Source organism: Lentzea sp. NPDC055074, from assembly GCF_053608005.1.
The window spans coordinates 504,620-523,499 of sequence record NZ_JBSGUQ010000002.1 but is presented as its reverse complement, the minus strand read 5'-3'; the positions used below and the strand labels follow the sequence as shown (position 1 = coordinate 523,499).

At 69.1% G+C, this 18,880-nt stretch carries 10 protein-coding genes; 4 read left to right on the top strand and 6 right to left on the bottom strand.

Annotated elements, in window-relative coordinates:
* Nucleotides 1–228: 228 nt before the first annotated feature.
* Nucleotides 229–2,958, top strand: coding sequence for a BTAD domain-containing putative transcriptional regulator (locus ACWF7A_RS06530; protein WP_452249404.1), 2,730 nt, complete (start codon nucleotides 229–231; stop codon nucleotides 2,956–2,958).
* A gap of 133 nt (nucleotides 2,959–3,091) precedes the next feature.
* Here the strand turns inward: ACWF7A_RS06530 and ACWF7A_RS06525 are convergent, their stop codons facing one another.
* Nucleotides 3,092–3,385 (bottom strand): STAS domain-containing protein, encoded by a 294-nt coding sequence (locus ACWF7A_RS06525; RefSeq protein ID WP_452249403.1) that lies wholly within the window; start codon nucleotides 3,383–3,385, stop codon nucleotides 3,092–3,094.
* On the bottom strand, nucleotides 3,315–7,424 hold the full coding sequence (locus ACWF7A_RS06520) for a SpoIIE family protein phosphatase (protein ID WP_452249402.1): 4,110 nt from the start codon (nucleotides 7,422–7,424) through the stop codon (nucleotides 3,315–3,317). Before ACWF7A_RS06520 ends, ACWF7A_RS06525 begins: the two co-directional genes overlap by 71 nt.
* A gap of 699 nt (nucleotides 7,425–8,123) precedes the next feature.
* Between ACWF7A_RS06520 and ACWF7A_RS06515 the strand changes: the two genes are divergently transcribed.
* Nucleotides 8,124–8,468, top strand: a complete 345-nt coding sequence (locus ACWF7A_RS06515) for an STAS domain-containing protein (protein ID WP_452249566.1) — start codon at nucleotides 8,124–8,126, stop codon at nucleotides 8,466–8,468.
* Nucleotides 8,469–9,140: 672 nt separating this feature from the next.
* On the opposite strand, the gene ACWF7A_RS06510 is transcribed toward ACWF7A_RS06515, so the two are convergent.
* The gene (locus tag ACWF7A_RS06510; RefSeq protein ID WP_452249401.1) at nucleotides 9,141–9,635 is read right to left on the bottom strand and encodes a MarR family winged helix-turn-helix transcriptional regulator; all 495 of its coding nucleotides are present in this window, start codon (nucleotides 9,633–9,635) and stop codon (nucleotides 9,141–9,143) included.
* 114 nt (nucleotides 9,636–9,749) lie between these two features.
* Here ACWF7A_RS06510 and ACWF7A_RS06505 point away from each other — a divergent pair, with 114 nt between their 5' ends.
* Nucleotides 9,750–10,976: an amidohydrolase family protein gene (locus ACWF7A_RS06505; RefSeq protein ID WP_452249400.1), complete on the top strand. Its 1,227-nt coding sequence runs from the start codon at nucleotides 9,750–9,752 to the stop codon at nucleotides 10,974–10,976.
* Nucleotides 10,977–12,014: 1,038 nt separating this feature from the next.
* Here the strand turns inward: ACWF7A_RS06505 and ACWF7A_RS06500 are convergent.
* From ACWF7A_RS06500 to ACWF7A_RS06490, 3 genes are all read right to left on the bottom strand, one after another.
* The gene (locus ACWF7A_RS06500; protein WP_452249399.1) at nucleotides 12,015–12,734 is read right to left on the bottom strand and encodes a calcium-binding protein; all 720 of its coding nucleotides are present in this window, start codon (nucleotides 12,732–12,734) and stop codon (nucleotides 12,015–12,017) included.
* A 755-nt stretch (nucleotides 12,735–13,489) separates the two neighbouring features.
* On the bottom strand, nucleotides 13,490–13,741 hold the full coding sequence (locus ACWF7A_RS06495) for a hypothetical protein (protein ID WP_452249398.1): 252 nt from the start codon (nucleotides 13,739–13,741) through the stop codon (nucleotides 13,490–13,492).
* 22 nt (nucleotides 13,742–13,763) lie between these two features.
* On the bottom strand, nucleotides 13,764–14,156 hold the full coding sequence (locus ACWF7A_RS06490; protein WP_452249397.1) for a YciI family protein: 393 nt from the start codon (nucleotides 14,154–14,156) through the stop codon (nucleotides 13,764–13,766).
* A gap of 202 nt (nucleotides 14,157–14,358) precedes the next feature.
* On the opposite strand from ACWF7A_RS06490, the gene ACWF7A_RS06485 reads away from it, so the two are divergent.
* A complete protein-coding gene (locus ACWF7A_RS06485) occupies nucleotides 14,359–18,846 on the top strand; it encodes a golvesin C-terminal-like domain-containing protein (RefSeq protein ID WP_452249396.1) in 4,488 nt (1,495 codons plus the stop codon).
* Nucleotides 18,847–18,880 lie beyond the last annotated feature (34 nt).

Here is an 18,880-nt window from a genome sequence, read left to right as displayed (position 1 = left end):
GCAGTTCCCGAGTGGGTGGCGCTGTCCGGATCGCAGATGTGATCGCGTGCTGAGGGACCGCTGTCGCTGACCGGACACGCGGTGGCGGTGCCGACTTCGTCCTAACGGAACTCGACTCAGAAATCGCTGGGTGCGCAAGGAAAATAGGCACTATCGCGCGTGAACGAACCAGGAGTGGCTGGGCCCACCGCGCCCGTTCCTGCACGTTCCGGTCACAGGGGAGGGACCGTGGTTGTCGAGTACCGGGTGCTCGGTCCGCTGGAGGTGGTGTTCGACGGCGCCGTCGTGCCGCTTCCGGCAGGGCGGAGCCGAGTGTTGCTCGCCACGTTGTTGTTGCGACCCAACCAGGTCGTCCCGATCGACGCGTTGGTGGACCGGCTCTGGGACGGCGAGCCGCCGACACCGGTACGGGCGCACAAGACGCTCCACATGGTGGTCATGCGGCTGCGCCAGGCACTCGGCGAGGCGGACTGCGTGCGCACTTCGACCGGCGGTTACCTCGCCGAGGTGGCAGCGGACGCGCTCGACCTGACCCGTTTCCGCCGGCTGGTCGCGGACGGGGACCTGGCCGCCGCCGTCCGGCTGTGGCGCGGGCCGATGCTCGTCGACGTGCGGTCCGACACCCTGCATCAGCACGACGTTCCGCTGGTGACCGAGGAGTGGCTGCACGCGCTGGAACGGAGGATCGCCGCCGACCTCGACACCGGCCGGGCCGCCGAGGTGGTGCCCGAGCTGCGCGGCCTCACCGCGCAGCACCCGTTCCGCGAGACGTTCTGGGGTCAGCTGGTGCTGGCGCTCGCGATGTCGGGGCAGCAGGAACGGGCGCTCGCCGCCTACCAGGAGATCCGGGCGCTGCTGGCCGACGAGCTCGGCGTCGACCCTGGTGACGACCTGCGGGCCGTGCACCAGCGCGTGCTCGCAGGTCCGGTGGCGGCGCGCGAGGCGGCGCCTGCGCGTGGGCCCGTGCCGCGTCAACTTCCGACGACCACGCTCCGGTTCATCGGGCGGTGCTCCGAGCTGCGCGATCTCACCAAGCTGGTAGGCGGTGACGGCCTGGTGGTCGCCGCGATCACCGGAACCGCGGGCGTAGGCAAGACTGCCCTGGCCGTGCACTGGGCGCGTGGGGTGGCGGACCGCTTCCCCGACGGGCAGCTCCACGTGAACTTGCGCGGCTTCGACCGGAACGGTGAACCCGTGGCGGCCGCCGACGTGCTCAGCAGGTTCCTCGAAGCGCTCGGCGTCGCGTCCGAACACGTCCCGGCCGACCTGGAGGCGAGAGCGGCGCTGTACCGCAGCCTGGTAGCGGACCGTCGCGTGCTCGTCCTGCTCGACAACGCCCGCGACGCCGACCAGGTCCGGCCGCTGCTGCCTGGTTCGGCACCGGCGCTGGTCCTGGTCACCAGCCGCAACCGGCTGACCGGCCTGGTCGTCCACGAGGACGCGCACGAGCTGGCACTCGACGTGCTCACCTCGGACGAGGCACACGCGCTGCTCGTCAGCAGGCTCGACGCGGACCGGGTGGGCGAGGCCGACGCGCTGATCAAGTTGTGTGGCGGGCTGCCGTTGGCCCTCGCGATCGTGGCGGCCCGTGCCGCGCAGGCGCCGAACCTGCCGTTGTCTGCGCTGGTAGCGGAGCTGGCAGACGAACGGACCCGGCTCGACTCGCTGGACACCGGGGACGCGGCCACCAGCGTGCGCACCGTCTTCCAGTGGTCCTACCAGCAGCTCAGCCCTGCGGCGGCGCGGTTGTTCCGGCTGCTCGGCGTGCATCCGGGCCCGGACGTCACCGTGCCCGCGGCGGCCAGCCTCGCCGGACAGCCGCTGGACGGGACGCGCGAGTGTCTGCGTGAGCTGGTGCGGGCAAGCCTGATGGTCGAGCACGCGGCAGGCCGGTTCACCTGTCACGACCTCTTGCGCGTCTACGCGGCCGGTCTCGCCGAGGCCGAGGAGTCCGCCGAGTCGCGGGCGGCGGCACTGGAACGGACGCTCGACCACCACCTGCACACCATGATCGGCATCGACTTGGCGCACGGCGAAGGCAAGTTCTTGCTGGACCTCGTGCTCGAACCGGCGACCGGCGTGCTTCCGGAGCGGCTTGTGGACCGGCCTGCGGCAGACCGCTGGTTCCGCGCCGAACGTCATGTGCTGAGAGCGATCATGGTGCGGGCGCAGCAGCAACAGCACCTGGACCGGTACGCCTGGCAGTTGCCGTGGTTCGCCGTAGAACTGATCGAGCGGATCGGCTCGTGGCAGGACTGGATCTGGGTACTCGAGGGCGCGATGGCACCCGTCACCCGGCTCGGTGACCCCGCGTGGGCCGCCCGTCTGCTCTTCGCCCAGTCGATCGCTCACGTCAGGCTGGGCCGGATCGAGGACGGCCTGGCCGGGTTCGGCCGCAGCGCCGGCCTGTACCAGGAGGGCGGCTCGGTCAGCGGTCAGGTGCGCGCGCTGAACGGGGTGGCATGGGCCTTGACGTTGCTGGGCCGCCCACGAGAGGCGCTGCGAGTGGCGAAGGACGCGTTGGCGCTGCAGCGCGCCGACGCGAGCGCGACCCCGGAGCGGGTCGGCATGGCGATGCACCAGGTCGCGTCGGCACTCTTCGCGCTGGGCGAGTACAGGGAGTCGCTCGAGTGTTGTGCCGAGTGGGAGGCGGTGGTCGGAACTGCGATCTCACCTGCCTGGATCGGATTGCTCATGCTGACCAAGGCCGAGTCCTACCTGGAACTCGGCGAGTACGACCGCGCGATCGAAAGCTGTCATCGTGCGATCGAGGGGCTCGAACGCATGGGCGGGTGGGAGAACATGGCCATCACGCACAGGCTGCTCGGCGACGCGCACCACCGCCTCTGCGATACCGATGAAGCACGGCGCTGGTGGACCAAGGCGTTGGAGGCCTATGAGTTCAACCAGCACTCGAACGCGGACAAGGTACGGGTCAAACTCGCTCAGCTGCCCTGAGAACCGGCGAGCGGTGCTGGTGGCCCCCAGAAACCTCTGTCACCACGTTCACCTGTGGCGGACAGTTCGACAGCGCTGCACGATCCTTTGTGGACGATGTCACCGTCACCGCTGGTGTGGAGTCAACCCGCTGCTACTCCTCCTTTTGCGTGATCGTGGTCAGCGACATGAGCCCTGACATCTTCAGGATCGGCGTGAGCAACGGGTTCGCGATCAGCTCTGCCCGCTCGGCGTGCGTGAACAGCACGCTCATCCCCGCGCTGTCGATGTACTGCACTTCACTGAGGTCGATGAGAAGCGGCCCGGTGGTGTCCGCGAAAGCGGCCGCGAAGGCCTCGGCGTTGCTCAGGTCGATCTCACCGACCGCCTTGATCGCGGTGCGGCCCTGCGGGTCGGCGGTCTTGGTCAACGTCAGCGGCGTCGTCATCGAGAATCCTCACGTGCATCGTCACGGTGGTGCCGGACGGATCGGGGACAATGGTCACTTCGTCCATCACCGTCCGCATGATCGCGGTGCCCCGGCCGCGGGTCGTCGCGGTGTCGGTGACCGGTGTCTTCCAGGTGCCGGTGTCGGCCACGGTCACGAGCAGCCCGGCGCCACTCGCCGTCTCCGCCCGGACCCGGACGTTCTTGCGCTTCGTCTCCAAATAAGCGTGTTCGATCGCGTTGGTGCACGCCTCGCCGACGGCCAGCAGGACACCTTGGGCGCGTTTCGCGGAGAGCCCGCATTGCCGCAACCAGGTGCGCAACGCGTGACGAGCCCCGCCGAGCTGGCCGGGCTCCGCGGGGAAGGTCATGTCCAGCGGCGCCGGATGCCGGTAGAGGAGCAGGGCCACGTCGTCGTCGTAGCCCTCCTCCGGGGAGAGAGCCGTCATGATCTGGTCGGCGAGGTCTTCCACCCCGCTCGCACGACCCGCCTGGACCGCGCGCGAGGCCTTGTCGATTCCCTCGGTCAGCGAACTGCTTCGGCGTTCGACGAGACCGTCGGTGTAGGTGAGCAGCGTGGAGTACGGCGGCAGGTCGGACTCGGCCTCCGTGCGCTGCACTCCCGGCTTGACCGCGAGCGGGATGGACCGGCCGCCTTCGAGCAGGTGCGTGGTGCCGTCGGAAAGCGCCAGGATCGCGGGCGGGTGTCCGGCGCTCGAGTAGACGAGGTGGCCGGTGGCAGGGTCGAGAACGCCGCAGAACACCGTGGTGCACAAGGCGCCGGGCACACCGGCGGCGAAGTGGTCGAGCGCCATCAGGGCTCGTGCGGGTCCGGTTTCCTGCAGCAGCAACGCACGGCAGGCGCTGCGCAACTGGCCCATCACCGCAGCGGCGGCGAGGCCGCGGCCGACGCAGTCCCCGACGACGATGCCGATGCGCTTGTCGGGCAACGGGAACGTGTCGTACCAGTCACCACCGACCTCGAGCGGCCGCGCAGCCGGCTCGTAGCGCACGGCGAACCCGCCGGGTAGGTGCGACGGGCCGAGGATGGCCCGTTGCAGCGCCAGCGCCGTCTCGCGCTGCTGGTCGATCTGGCGCGCCCGGGACAGGCCCTGCGTGAGATGACCCGCCAGCAATGACAGCAGCAGCTCGTCCTGCTCGGTGAAGTGGTGGTGCGAGGGGAGACGCAGCCACAGCACCATCGGACCGTCGGGGTGCTCGACGGTGACGGCCGTGCTGCCGTCCTCCAGCGACACAGGCGTCAGCGGACCGTGGCTCTGCAGCGCTTCGAGCGTCGAGCGCCGGCGTGCCGGCAGGTCGTCCCAGTCGAGGTCACCGGCGACGCGCGGCTCGTCGTGGCGTCCGAAGACGACGGCCAGCACCTGCTCGGCCCGCCACAGCGTCTCCAGGTGCTCGAGCGCTTCGGACAACGCCTCGGTGGCGCTGCTCGCACGAGACAACCGCACGCTGAGCTCCGCGAGCGCGGCCTCCCGCCGGCGCGCGTGGTGCTCCGCGGTGACGTCGCGGAAGGTGCCGACCGTCATCGTCCGGCCGCTGTCCGGGTCGCGGGCCGGGTTCATGAGGGCGCTGACCCACAGCCTCCTGCCGTCGCGATGGGTGACCGGAACGGTGTGGCTGCGCTGGTCCCGCCCGGACCGGGCGGCGAACGCGCCGGCGAACTGGCCGTACGCCTCGGGATCGGTCCGTTCGTCCGGCCACCACGGGTGCGGGACGGCGTAGGGCAGGTCCTCCGGCCCGTAGCCGAGGATGTCGGTGAACGCGCTGTTGACCTCGACGACGGTGCCGTCGTCGTCGCAGACGAAGAACGCCTCCTGCAGGGAGTCGATCAGCGCGTCGCGCCAGCGGGCGTGCCGGCCGCGCAGCCGGGACAGGTCGACGTTCGCCCGGACCCGGGCGAGGAGGTCCGCGGCGGCGAACGGCTTGACGAGGTAGTCGTCCGCGCCGGCCCGCAGCCCTTCACCGGACGCCTCCTGCCCCGCACGGGCGGACAGCAGCAGCACCGGCACGGCCATGGTGCGCGGGTCGGCGCGCAGGGCGGCGACTAGGGAGAGGCCGTCCATGCGCGGCATCATCACGTCGCTGACCACGAGGTCCGGCGGACGAGCGAGTGCCGTCTCCAACGCCACCTGGCCGTCGTTCACGGCGCGGACCTCGTACCCCGCCCTGAGCAGCAACCGGGTGAGGTACTCCCTCATGTCCGCGTTGTCGTCGGCGACCAGCACGGTGGCGGGCACCTGCGGTGCGGCGCCCGCGGTCGCGGTGGGCGCCAGGTCCTCGACGAGGCCGGGGTCGGGTAGCCACCGCAGTGCCTCCTGCACGTAGGGGGCGGCGATGTCCGAGACCGTCGGCGGCACGGCCTCCCGCGACACCGCCTCGGCCGGCAGGTGGTCCGTGCCGTGGGGCAGTTCGATGGTGAAGCTGGTGCCCTCTCCCTCGACGCTGTCGGCGCGGATGGTTCCGCCGTGCAGGTGGACCAGCTCCTGCACCAGCGCGAGCCCGATACCGCTGCCCTCCGTTGACCGTGACCAGCTGTTCTCGATGCGGTGGAAGCGTTCGAACAGCCTCGGGATCTCGTGCCGCGGCACACCGACCCCGGTGTCGCTGACCGTCACGACCGCCTTGCCGTCACCCTCTCGCACGGCGATGCCGACCGAGCCCTCGACGGTGAACTTGAGCGCGTTGCTCAGCAGGTTCAGCACGACCTTCTCCCACAGGCCGAGGTCGACGTGCACCGGTTCGGGCAAGGGGGAGCAGTCGATCTCGAAGTCCAGCCCCGCCCTCTCCACGGCCGAGCGGAAGACTCCGGCCAGCTCCGCGGTGACCGTCGCGAGCTCGACCGGCTGGAAGTGCGCCTGCATACGACCGGCTTCGAGCCGGGAGAAGTCCAGCAGGGTGTTGACCAGCCTGCCAAGACGCAGGCCGTTGCGGTGGATGACCTCCAGCTCCTGATCCACCTGGGGGTCCGCCCGGCCCAGCTCGTCCCGCAGGTCCTGCACCGGGCCCATGATGAGCGTGAGCGGGGTCCGGAACTCGTGGCTGATGTTGGAGAAGAACGCGGTCTTGGCGCGGTCCAGCTCTGCGAGCTCCTCGGCACGTCGTTGCTGAGCCCGGAAGTCGCGGGCTCCCGCAACACCGGAGGCGAGGTGGCTTGCCACGAGCTCGATGAACCCGCGGTAGCCGTCGTCGACGGGACGATGCCGGTTCAACGCCGCCACCAGAAACCCGTGAGGTGTGCCGCCTGCGCGCTGCAACGGCACCACCAGAGCACCGGTGGGAGGCTTGTCCCAGCTCCCACCGGGAAGGCCGGCCACGCCGTCGAGATCGACCACAACGGACTCACCGCGCCGAGCTGCCGCGACCGGCCACAGTGAAGTCGTGTCGGACAGCGACACGGTCGCCGGAGCCGCCGGATGATCGGTCGTGATACCGGTCGCGCCGGCGAGCCGCGCGTGGCCGTCGTCGTAGAGATAGGTCAGCGTGAACGGCAGGTCCCGCTTGTTGCCTTCGAGCTGCGCGCAGGCGAACGCCAGGACCTCGCGCTCCTCGCGCGCAACGCTGGGGTCCGAGCCCAGGTCGCGCAGCGTCGCCATCCGCCGCTCACCGATGACGCGCTCGGTCTCCTCGCTGACGACGCACAACATTCCCGCCACGACACCGTTCTCGTCGCGCAACGGGCTGTAGGAGAAGGTGTGGTAGCTCTCCTCCGGATACCCCGAGCGCTCCAGGAACAGGAGCAGCGCCTCGTCCCAGGTCGCCCGCCCTGTGGCGAGCACGCTGTCGACCCGAGGGCCGATGTCGTCCCAGATCTCAGCCCAGACCTGCGCCGCCGGCCGGCCGAGCGCCCACGGGTACTTGCGACCCAGTGTGTTCAGCCGATAGGCGTTGTTGCAGAAGAAAGTCAGCTCCGGTCCCCATGCCATCCACATCGAGAACCGCGACGACAGGAGGATGTTCACCGCCGTCTGGAGGCTCTGCGGCCAGGTGTCCGGCAGGCCGAGCGGGGTAGCAGCCCAGTCCACGGCAGCAAGGTCCTGGCCGATCTCTCTGCTTCCGGAGAACATGTCGGCGAGAGCTGGCCGGTCGCGTCCGTGTCTCCTGCCGTCAGAGCGCCCCACCGACCATCCCTTCGTCGCTCCTCGACAGAGTCACACCCTCCAGGGTGCACGTCATCGGCGAGTACCGCACAACCAGCGGGTCGCAAGCCATCGCCGACCTCGTGATCAGAGCGCTGATCAACAAGGTCGAGCGCGGTGGCGCCAGAAGCGTAACGGTGGCCGTCGATCCGCTGTGGGTCCTCGGTCGCCCACCGCGACGTTCTCGAGCACCTGGTCGGGGTCGACGATGAGCCGGTCACCGAGATGATCGTCGTACGGAGGTGGTGCGGGTAGCGCAGCCCTGCGCCTCGCGGCTCAAGTGCGCGTGCGGCAGCTCTTCGTGGTCGGTCGTCACGTGCACGACGCGCCGATTTTTCAGGTGAGCGCCACCACACGCTGACGAAGGAATGATGGTGCGGTTGCCGGGCGGGGCCATCGGGTACCTCCCACCGGTGATGACGTCGATCGTCGTCAGCAAGTCCGCCATACCGTCGGAACGCCTGTGAATCGCGGTGAACATGCCACTTGGCGCCGGGGTTCGTAATATCGATGAGAAGACAACGGTCGGGGAATCGCTAGTGAGGTATTTCAGTGACTTCGGGTGAGACAGCGTCGGTGGCCGACATGCAGACCAGCGACCATGATGGCGTGCTCGTCGTCGCCATCAGCGGTGAGCTGGACATGATCAGCGTGGACGGTGTGGGAACGGCCCTGTTCGAGCACCTGGCCAAGAAGCCGGACGGCTTGGTGGTGGAGTTGGTCGTGGACTTCATGGGCTCGTCTGCGTTGTCGATGCTGCTGGAGCTGTACGGGCGGGCGCAACGTGATGAGGTGGGGTTCGCCATTGTGGCCACGGCGGTGGCAGCGGCGCGTCCTTTGATGGCCAGCGCCCTGACTCAGGTGCTTCCGGTGGCCCAGTCGGTGGACGAGGCCGTGAAGTCGATCCGGAAGGAACGCGAGCAGGGTTAGCAGCAGTTCTTCCGCGCGGTCCCGGCGCGCTGGCCGGTTTCTCGCCGACGCTGGGATCGAGGTCGTGCTGGTCCCGCCACAGTGTCCGGACCAGCACGGTCCGAAACCCGCCGGAGATCACCACCGCCGGCTTCTTCGGCACGTCGACGACTCGATCGAAGATCAAGTGAACCGGCGCCTCGCCGCGGCTTGCCATCAGATCGCGGTGGCTCGGCTGGCCGATGAAGCCGTCCTCGAAGAGTTCACGGTGAAGCCGCTCCGTCCGTCCATCAGGTCCAGCAGCAGGCCGCTCTTCGAGAGAAACGCCTTACGACGACGGCGCCCCGACCTGAGGCTGCCTCACACGGTCCTGGATCCGATGGCCATCGCCACGATGATCTCACCGATCCAGGTGGCGGGTTCGGCACCGGGCTTTGCCACAGCTGTGACCGCCGCAAGGCCGGCGGGGCCGAGCCGGCTCACCCGTCAGCTTCTTCGGGAGAGCCGACTCCAGGTCACCGACTCCCATGCGACATCGTGACCACTCCCGCTGTCGCTCGGCGCGTCGTGGCTCAAGCTCGGAGGCGATCAGCTTTCGAGCCGCTCCGGGCGGCTGGAGGAAGCTGAGTTCAGGGGGCGCTGTCCGCCGGCGTCGCGAAACCGTCGAGCTGATCCGGCTTCGCGCCGGTCGGATCACTCCGCCGCGTCAGGACCGCCGGGCCGGCTCTCGCGGCGTTGCCGTGCCGTCCAGTCCGAGCTGTCCTGGCTGTAGCGGACCAGGAACCGCGCGAACTGGTCGCGCTCGGCGGCCGTCCACGCCGAGGTGATGAGCTCGAAGGTCTCGCGCTGCTCGGAGGCGAAGCGGCCGCGTTCGGCCTCGCCGGCCTCGGTGAGCTCCAGGACCGTGCGGCGGCCGTCTGCCTGGGAGACGGCTCGCCTCAGCAGACCGTCCGCGATGCACGCGGCCACGGTCCGGCTGGCGACGGGCTGGGCGACCCCCATCTCGGCGGCCACCCCGCCGACCGTCATCTCGCCAGGGCACTCGTGGACGAGGTTCAGCAGAAGGTTGCGGGTGAGGTCTCCGCGTCCACCGGAGGTTCGGCGGCGCAGCCGTGACAGCGCGGGCCCGACCTGGTCGAGCAGGTTCTCGCCCTTGCCTGCTCCATCACGTGGAGACGTGGTGCTCATCCGTCGACCTTAGCAACTACGAACCACATCACATCTACATGCCGTTGGGTATTCGCATACCTAAAGGTATATAGTTTGCCGCGAGAGCACGTCCACCACCCGACAAGGCAGGTCATGACCGCAACCACCATCACCGGAGCCAAGGTCTTCGACGGCGAGAAGATCCTCGGTGTCACCACCGTGACCATCGAGGACGGGAAGATCGTCCAAGTCGGGGGAGAGGTGCCCGCCGGAGCCGACGTGGTCGACGGGACCGGCGCGACTCTGCTGCCGGGCTTGATCGACGCGCACGTCCACAGCAGTCCGGGCTCCCTCGCGCTGGCGTTGCGCTTCGGGGTGACCACGGAACTGGAGATGCAGGGCACCAACACGCGCGCCCGGCGAGCCGGTACCGGTCACGACGACACGGTCGCGGACGTGCGCTCGGCGGGCTTCGGCCTCACCCCACCCGGCGGACACCCCAGCGAACTCTTCCCGCCGGGCTTCAACCCCGGCGGCGCCGCGGGACCGCCCAGCGGCGAACCGCCGTTCCAGCCGGACGCCACCAGCCCGGAGGGCGCCGCGGCATCCATCCCGAAGCTGCTCGCGCACGGCTCGGACTACATCAAGTTCATGATCGACGACGGCAGCGTCGAGGGACATCCGGGCCTGCCGATGATCGACCAGGCCACCCTGAACGCGGGTGCCGCCGAGGCCAGGAGGTACGGCGCACTCACCGTCGCCCACACGCTGACCATCGACGCCACCAGGATGGCCCTGGAGGCCGGAATCGACGGCTTGGCGCACCTGTTCGTCGAGCCCCACGACGACGAGATCATCTCCATGATCAAGGACGCCGGCATGTTCGTGGTCCCGTGCGCGGTCCTCAACGCCTCGCTGATGGGCATCACCGGCGACGAGCTCGCCGACGACCCGCGCGTCGCCTCTCGGTTGGACGAGGACTGGGACAAGACCCTGCGCTCCAGCTTCAACTGCTACCCGCGGGGCGACATCGAGGACGTCCTGACGACCATCAAGACGCTCAGCGACGCCGGCGTCGACATCCTGGTGGGCACCGACGCATCGGTTCCCCTGCCGTTCCTCGGCGGCCTCGCCCACGGCGCCAGCGTCCACCACGAACTGCAGTACCTGGTGAGGGCCGGACTCACCGCAGTGCAGGCCCTGCGCGCCGCGACGGCCACGACGGCCCGGCGTTTCGCGCTGGCCGACCGCGGCCGCATCGCCGAGGGCCTGCGCGCCGACCTCCTCCTCGTCGACGGAGACCCCACCACCACGATCTCGGACACCCTCAACACCCGTGCCGTGTGGCGTCGTGGAACTCGACTGAGTCCGGTCCTGTAGGTCCACGGCTACAGCCCCAAGACCCGCTGGAGCGCGCTCCAGAGGGCCGGACGGCAGGATCTCCGCCACCGTGACGCCGATGTCGTCCTTGATCCGGGTGACGATGGCTGCGGAGAAGACCTCGCCGTCCGTGTCGACGCGGATCGTGAGGCGATCCAGCCGGTCCACTGTGGACAACGCGGGCTGGAGGTGCGGCGCTGTGCGCGGTGAGGACGATCTCCTGCTGTACCTCGTCTTTGTCCAGCTGGGTGGCTGGCCGGTCCTGCTCGGCCGGTCGTCCGCGGCGAAGGACGTCGAGTTGTTGGTGTTGCGGCATGAGGTCGTGGTGTTGGGCCGTACTCATGGTCGTCCGCGGTTGGATTGGGCTGATCGTGCGGTGCTCGTCAAGCACGATCGTTGCCGGTTCCGTCTGCGTGCCATCCGAGGGGTCGGGAGTGTCCGGATCAGCTGTGCGCGACCTGACTCCAGAGGATCACGCAGCGAGATGCGCGCATCAGCTGGCCCCTCGCGCCGTGCAACACCACCTCGTCTCCGGCTCGGGTGATCACCGACTCGGCGACGGTGACCACCTCGCCGTCGTAGCGAGCCGGGTCCCGACCCCCATCCGCGCTCCGGCCCCCGTCACGCGCTGACCCACTGTCGACCGAAGAAGGCAGCTGCGACGAGGAAGGTGCGCCGCTCAACGGTCTAAGTCGACAGATTGTGGGGTGTTGGGCGGTTTTCAGCCACTACTCCGACAATCACCGTTCGGCCGCTCGCGGCCGGAAAAGGGAGGTGGTTGGTCAGGTAGAGGACACGGGACCCGGCCGTCCTGCCGGGCAGCGGCCTGTGACGGTGGGAGAGGGACATCTTCTGGTGGACTCCCATTCGTCCTGACGCCGCTGCGAACGCGACGTGCCCGGCAGGGACTGTGCCAACGTGGCGAGACAGAAAGAGCCGGTTACGTCGGAACATGACGCACATGCACTTGCCGGACACCCGTTGCGATCCGATTGGTGGACGTGCCGCCTGGCCGAGGGGGCGTGACGAGCGACTGGATCAGTTCGTGGAGCGGATGCCTTGTGGCGTGGCCGGTAGGAGGCAGGCGTAACTCAGCGGGAGCAGGCTCACAAATGTTCCGCCGGCTCCGGTGCAGATGCTGCGGGCCTCTTGGACGCGACGGTTGGCCGGCCTGAGAGGGTTGAACACGCAGATGTATCCCACCGGGTTGACGGTGAGGGTGAGCATGCCACCGGTCGCGATGCACAGCTGGGTTGCGTTTCCTGTGCCCGAGCCGGGGCCCGTTGTCGGCGGGGTGCTCGTGTTCTCGCAGCTGGCGTGGATGTCGGGGTCCGGTGCTGGTCCTTGGCAGGTGTCGACGCCGAGGCCACCGTCGAGGCTGTCCTGGCTGCCGTCACTGGAACCGCCGATGAGTGTGTCTGTGCCGGCGCTGCCGGAGATCGTGTCGATGCCCAGGCCACCGGCGAGGGTGTCATCGCCGGTGCCGCCGGTGATGGTGTCGTTGCCGTCGCCACCATTGATCGTGTCGTTGAGGTCTGAGCCGGTGATGGTGTCGTTGCCGCCGTTGCCGTTGATCGTCTTGGCGGGGTTCGTACCACCGCAGTCGATCGTGTCGTTGCCGGGGCTTCCGGTGACGACGGTGTCGGTCTGGGTCACGCCGGCGCTCACGACGCAGTTGACGGCGGCCTGGGCGGTCTGTGGGGCGACTACCCACAAGGCCGGCACCGCGAGAACTCCGGCCACCGTGGCGACGACCACTCGGCGGATCTGACTCTGTTGAATCCTCATGTCTTCATTTCCCGAACACAATCTGTCACAGCCACTGGCGCGGACGCGTTAGCGGAAAGGAATGCGCGAACGACGCAAGGGCGACCTTGTCAAAACTGGCTTCGCGTCGACTCGTGGATGCAAAAAAACCTCGGCTCGTGTTCTGCGTCCGCGATCATCGCGGAGCATGTCACGTGGCCGAGGTCCTGGGCAACGACACGCAATCTACACCTCTTCTCGCGGCAAGCGATACCGCAACCCCCCAAATGGTCCTCTTGTGCGGCATTAAACATCTTGTTCGCAACAAATCGAGGCTCAGAATCTGCCTTGAAGCATGGATTGTGTCAATTGCTGGAACCGATTACCGCGATCACGGCGCCAGTAGGTCACGTGGCGCTGCGGTCGCGGTACCTCATCCTTGTTCGGCTCGGGGGTGGGTTGGTTCTGCTCGGCCGATCCTCGGCGGCCAAGGACGTCGAGTTGTTGGTGTTGCGGCATGAGGCGGCGGTACTGGGCCGTGCTCATGGTCGTCCGCGGTTGGGCTGTGGCTGCGACAGCGTCGGTTGGTGTCGCCGGGCGCGGTGTTGCGGTGGCGAGGGCAATGGACCGGCATTGACGCCAGCAGTGAGCTGGCCTGCTCAGGTTGGTAGTACAGCTTTCCTGTGCTGCGGGCTCGAAGAGGCCGCGTGCAGGCTGAATTGGCCGTCATGATCATGTGAGGCCAGGGCGGCGCTGGGCGTCCGCGCTCACCGAGAATCTCGCTGCTCGTGAGACCAGATTCGCTTGATGCCTTGGATCCCGGCCGTGAGAAGGACGTCGAGATCCTCGCGCCACGCGGCCAACTCGCGGTCCTGCGCCGGTAACTCAGCGCCCACGTTGTCGGGCACACCATCGAGTTCCCTCTGCCGCGCCGCTTCGGCCGCCTCCTGTGCCGCATCCTCGCAGTCGCCCACTTCGCCGTGCCGATGCAGCAGGGCGGCGAGGACGTGCGGCGCCACACGTCCTCCAACACCCGTGCGCCTATTGGCCGGAACCGCCCGGCCACATCGCGGGCCGCAGCTCGACCGTCTCGCCAGGACCCGCGAACCGCGCCGCGATCTCCTCCGCGCGCACCTGGCCGTCCACGTCGATGAGGAAGAACCCGGCCAGGTGCTCCTTGGCCTCCGAGTACGGGCCGTCGGTGACCAGCGGCTTCCCGTCGGCCCAGCGGTAGAGCCGCGACGACTCCGGCGCTCCCAGCGCCTCGCCCCCGAGCAGCTCGCCGTTCTCCCGCAGTTGCGCGAGCATCGCCTCGAAGTCGGCGTTCAGCCGTTCCAGCTGCTCCTTCGACATGACCTGGTAGTCGTCCAGGTAGTCGGAGGTCGGGTGCCCCCACGGCTGCGGGTTGGAGTGAATCATGATCACGTACTTCACCGTCGGCTCCTCGGTCTTCGTCGTGGACGCAGCCAGTCGGCCCGTCCTCGTCCGAGACGTCGGAGCCGGACGCATCCCGTCTACAACTCCGCCGGAGATTTTCTAGCTCTGCTGCTACTTGAACATTCTTTGAACCGGACCTGAAGCACGCTGTCCCAGCATTCCACCCGAAGGACTCGCGACCCTGAGGATGGAGACACGCGTGCTGAACAAGCGCACCACGGCATTCGCGCTGTGCGTCGCGATGGTCGGCTCCCTGCTGAGCGCACTCCAGGCGTCGGCCGCCGCACCACCACAACCACCACCCGCGACCGAGCTCGCCGCAGACAAGTCCACTGTGGACCCGAAGAGGCGCGACGCCGTGCTGTCGCCGGGCTGGAGCACCTCCCAGGACCTCGCCTGGACCACGAGCGGTGACTCCACCGGCCTGCACCTGCTCGTCGCCGAGGCCGCCACCGGCTACACCTGGCGCACGGCGGCCACCCTCGGCGAGTCGTGGATCGACAGCGACCAGTGGATCGGCAACGCCTGCGTCACCGGCTCGGGCAAGCGCGCCGTGGTCGTCTACGCGCCCCGGCACTTCACCAACCGCGCCCACCTGTTCGACCGCGGCGCCTTCGCCGCCGTGGTGGACCTGACCAACGGTCACGTCACCAAGCTCGGCACCACCGTCTCGCTGGCCTACTACAACCCCGGCTGCGGCACGGGGGAGACCGCGGTGCTCACCCAGTCCGGCGTCGTGGACTTCGGTGTCACCAGGCTGAACACCGTCGACACGACTACCGGCGCTGTCGTGCGCGCCCAGGAGTTCAAGGGCGAGGTGACCTCCGCGATTCCCTTCGGGGACGGGATCGCCGCCGCACGGGGTTCCCGTGTCGTGGCCATCGACGCGGGTGGGGGAACCCGCGACCTGGCACCCGCGAGCGGTGTGCCCTTCCGGTTGCGCGCCGACGCCGAGGGCGGCGTGGTGTTCATGGACCGCGACGGTGACGACGGCCGGGTGCGCCGGGTCTCCGGCGGCAAGATCGCGGAACTCGCCCGCGGGGACTGGGCGGCGCTGCGCGTCACCGGTGGCGTCGGAGGCGAGGTGTTCGTCACGGGCAAGCCCGAGAAGGTCGGCGCGCTGCCCGCCTCCGTGCGCAGGATCGACGTGGAGGCCGACGCCGAGGTGTCCACGCTGGGCGGGATCGCGTTCGGCCACCGCGTTCCCCGGCCCGGCGACCGCACGAACCCCGACGAGGGCATGCGGCTGGCCGCGCGCGTTCCCGCTACGGGTCACGACGTCGAGTTCCGCGTCCACCCCGCCGCGCGGCAAAGTGCCGACGTGGCACAGGGTCTGGCCGACTCGCCCGCCGTGACCATGACGGGGCGAGCCGCCGCGGACCCGTCGAAGGATCCCGTCGACCACGACCGGCGCTGCTCGATCCAGCGCAACGACGTGAACCTCCAGGTTTACCAACCACACTGGAGCCAGGTCGAGTGGGCGGCGGAGCTCGCCGTGCAGAACAGGCTCACCACGACCCGGCCCGCCAACTGGAAGAACTCGGGCATGACCTCGTCGTGGTCGCCGCAGGTGATGTTCAAGCCCTACGACCTCGTGGGCGGCGGCCGGGTGCCCGCGCAGATCATGCTCGGCGTGCTGGCCCAGGAGTCGAACCTCTGGCAGGCGTCGTCCCTGGTCACCGAGGGCGTCACCGGCAACCCGCTGATCGGCAGCTACTACGGCGCGGAAGACGGCTGGACCATCAACTGGGCGACCGCCGACTGCGGGTACGGCGTCGCGCAGGTCACCGACGGCATGCGCAAGGCGGGCACGCCCGGTGCCGGGACCACCCTGCCCGCGGACCAGCAGCTGGCGGTCGCGGTCGACTACGCCACCAACATCGCCGCCGGTGTGCGCATCCTGCAGGACAAGTGGAACCAGACGAGGTCCATGGGAATCACCCTCAACGGCGGTGACCCCTCGAAGATCGAGAACTGGTTCGCCGCGCTGTGGGCCTACAACAGCGGCATCAACCCCCAGGCGAGCACCGGCAACACCACCGGGTGCACGCCCGGCCCCTCGTGCACCGACGCCGCGGGGAACTGGGGGCTGGGCTGGTCCAACAACCCCGCCAGGACGGACTACCCGCCGGACCGCGCGCCGTTCCTGGACCACGACAGCTACGAGGACGCCAAGAACCCGCAGTGGTGGCCCTACCCGGAGAAGGTCATCGGCTGGGCGGCGTTCCCCATCGTCAAGTACACCGGGGGTGACGGCTACGAGGCCGGTTACAAGCAGGCGTGGTGGACGACCGCGGAGCTGCGGACCGGTGCCAAGCCGCCGCTGAGCACTTTCTGCGTGTTGTCGGCCACCACCGGCAACCGCTGCAACCCCACCAACCCCACCAACCTCCAGACCAGCGCCGAGCCCTGCACCAGCGCCGACTTCCACTGCTGGTGGCACAGCGCCGCGCAGTGGAAGAACTGCACCGGGTCGAGCACGCCGTGCGGGAACGCGGCCGACGTGATCGCCGCGCCGGGCACCCCGGAACCACCTGACGCCGACGTCCCCGGCGCGTACACCGACGAGTCACGCCCGCGCCGCTCGCCCAACTGCACCACGGCGGGGCTGCCGGCGAACGCGCTCATCGTGGACGACGCGCCGACAGCACCCCTGCTGCGTGCGGGTTGCCAACGGCCGTGGACCAACTCGGGGAGCTTCGAGCTGTCCTTCCCCGCGCACACCGACGGCCTCTACCACTCCAAAGTGGACTTCCACCAGCTGGGCGCCGGCTTCGGCGGGCACTTCTGGTTCACCAGGACGCGCCCCTCGAGCTCGATCAGCCGCAACCAGTACGTCAGCGGGACGTGGACGCTGGGCCGGGCCCTGAACCAGTGGGCGCGCGTCATGGTGCACGTGCCCGACCACCAGGCGCACAGCCAGCAGGCCAAGTACACGATCAACCTCGGCAACGGCCAGGCCCGCACGAGGGCGATCCTGCAGAAGACCCGCTCCAACAAATGGGTGTCGCTGGGCGCTTTCCAGTTCGGCGGCACGCCGACGGTGTCGCTGAGCTCCATCACCCGTGACGGAGACGGCAGCCAGGCACTCGCGTTCGACGCCGTCGCCTTCCAGCCGCTGAGCGGGAAGCCCGCCGAGCAGATGGTGGTGATGGGCGACTCCTACACCTCCGGCGAGGGCGCCTCCACCAACGCGCTCACCGACTACTACCAGGAGACCGACGACGCGGGCTACACCGGTCCCGCCTACCGCAACGCCTGCCACCGTTCGGTGCACTCCTGGTCGCGGCAGGTGAAGCTACCGGGGCGGACGCTGTCGGTCGGCCAGCAGGCCGACTCGTGGGACCAGACCCTGGACTACCACTCCACAGCGTGTTCCGGCGCGCGCACCGACAACGTGCTGCCGTCCGCGACGGCCAACGCCTGGGGCCGTGCCGGTACCGGCAGCTACCGCGAACTGTCCCAGCTGGACCGCGGTTTCGTCGACGCCGACACCACCACGGTGGCGGTGGGCATCGGCGGCAACGACGCCCACTTCACCGACGTGCTGCGCAAGTGCAGCATCGAGTCACCGCACCCGTTGGACGACTGCCAGCACATGCAGATGGCCGGCGAGGACTGGGTCGGCGGCGGTGCACCGGTGGCGGTCACCCTGGGGAGCGCGGTCCGGCAGGTGATCAAGGAGCGCGTCAAGCCGTCGGTGGACACCCTGCTGAGGGAGATCAGGGTCGCCGCCCCGAACGCGCGGATCGTCGTGATGGGCTACCCGAGGCTGTTCCCGCCGGGTGGGCCACGAGACCCGGGCTGCGCCGTGTTCCCAGGGCTGAGCTCCTTCGACATGACCTTCATGAACAACATGGCCGACCTGCTCAACGACGCGCTGCACGAGCTCGTGACCCTCATGGTGCACGGGGACCGGCGCATCCTGTTCTCCGATCCCCGCGACGAGTTCGAGCTGGAGAACGCCTGCACGCACAACCCCGACCACCAGACCATCCACCAGGTGGTGGTGGACAAGACGCTGGGCGAGGACCCGAACGCGACGGTGTCGGCGCAGTCGTTCCACCCGAAGATCTCCGGTGCCCGCAACTACGCCGACGCGTTCGAGCACACCCAGCTCGTGAACACCGCTGGCGCGAAGATGCCCGCACCACCGGGCAAGGCGGTCGCCCTCGCGGTGCTGGACGACCTGAGGACCTATCCGGCGGGCAGTCCGACCGGGTACGACCGCACGCTGTTCCCGCACTGGCGCAAGGCGGTGGACGCCTGCGACGGCCGGGAGGTGTCGCTGCGCCGCGACGCCACCACCGTGACCCCCGCGGGCTCGTGCCCGGTGCTTTCCGGGTCGTGGACGAGCGCTTACGACGGGATGGTGCTGACCGACCCGTCGAAGGTCGCCATCGACCACGTGGTGCCGCTGGCGGACGCGTGGCGGTCCGGGGCCAGCAGCTGGACGCACGAGCGCAAGATCGTGTTCGCCAACGACGTCGAGCACTCGCAGCTGCTCGCGGTCTCGGGCACCAGCAACACCGCCAAGCTGGACCGGCCACCGGACGTGTGGCTGCCCAGGACGAGCTACCTGTGCGAGTACGCGCGGGCCTGGACCTACACCAAGAGCATCTACCACCTGAACGTGACGGACGCGGAGTACCAGACCCTCGCGGAGATCCTGGAGACCCGGTGCTGACCCGGTGACCGGCGTGCGGAGGGGGTGGGCCTGC

What these genes read in the sequence shown, in the direction of transcription:
- ACWF7A_RS06515 (WP_452249566.1), top strand. Translation starts at nt 8,124, where the DNA reads ATGCAGACCAGCGACCATGATGGCGTGCTCGTCGTCGCCATCAGCGGT.
- ACWF7A_RS06505 (WP_452249400.1), top strand. Translation starts at nt 9,750, where the DNA reads ATGACCGCAACCACCATCACCGGAGCCAAGGTCTTCGACGGCGAGAAG.
- ACWF7A_RS06510 (WP_452249401.1), bottom strand. Translation starts at nt 9,635, where the DNA reads ATGAGCACCACGTCTCCACGTGATGGAGCAGGCAAGGGCGAGAACCTG.
- ACWF7A_RS06525 (WP_452249403.1), bottom strand. Translation starts at nt 3,385, where the DNA reads ATGACGACGCCGCTGACGTTGACCAAGACCGCCGACCCGCAGGGCCGC.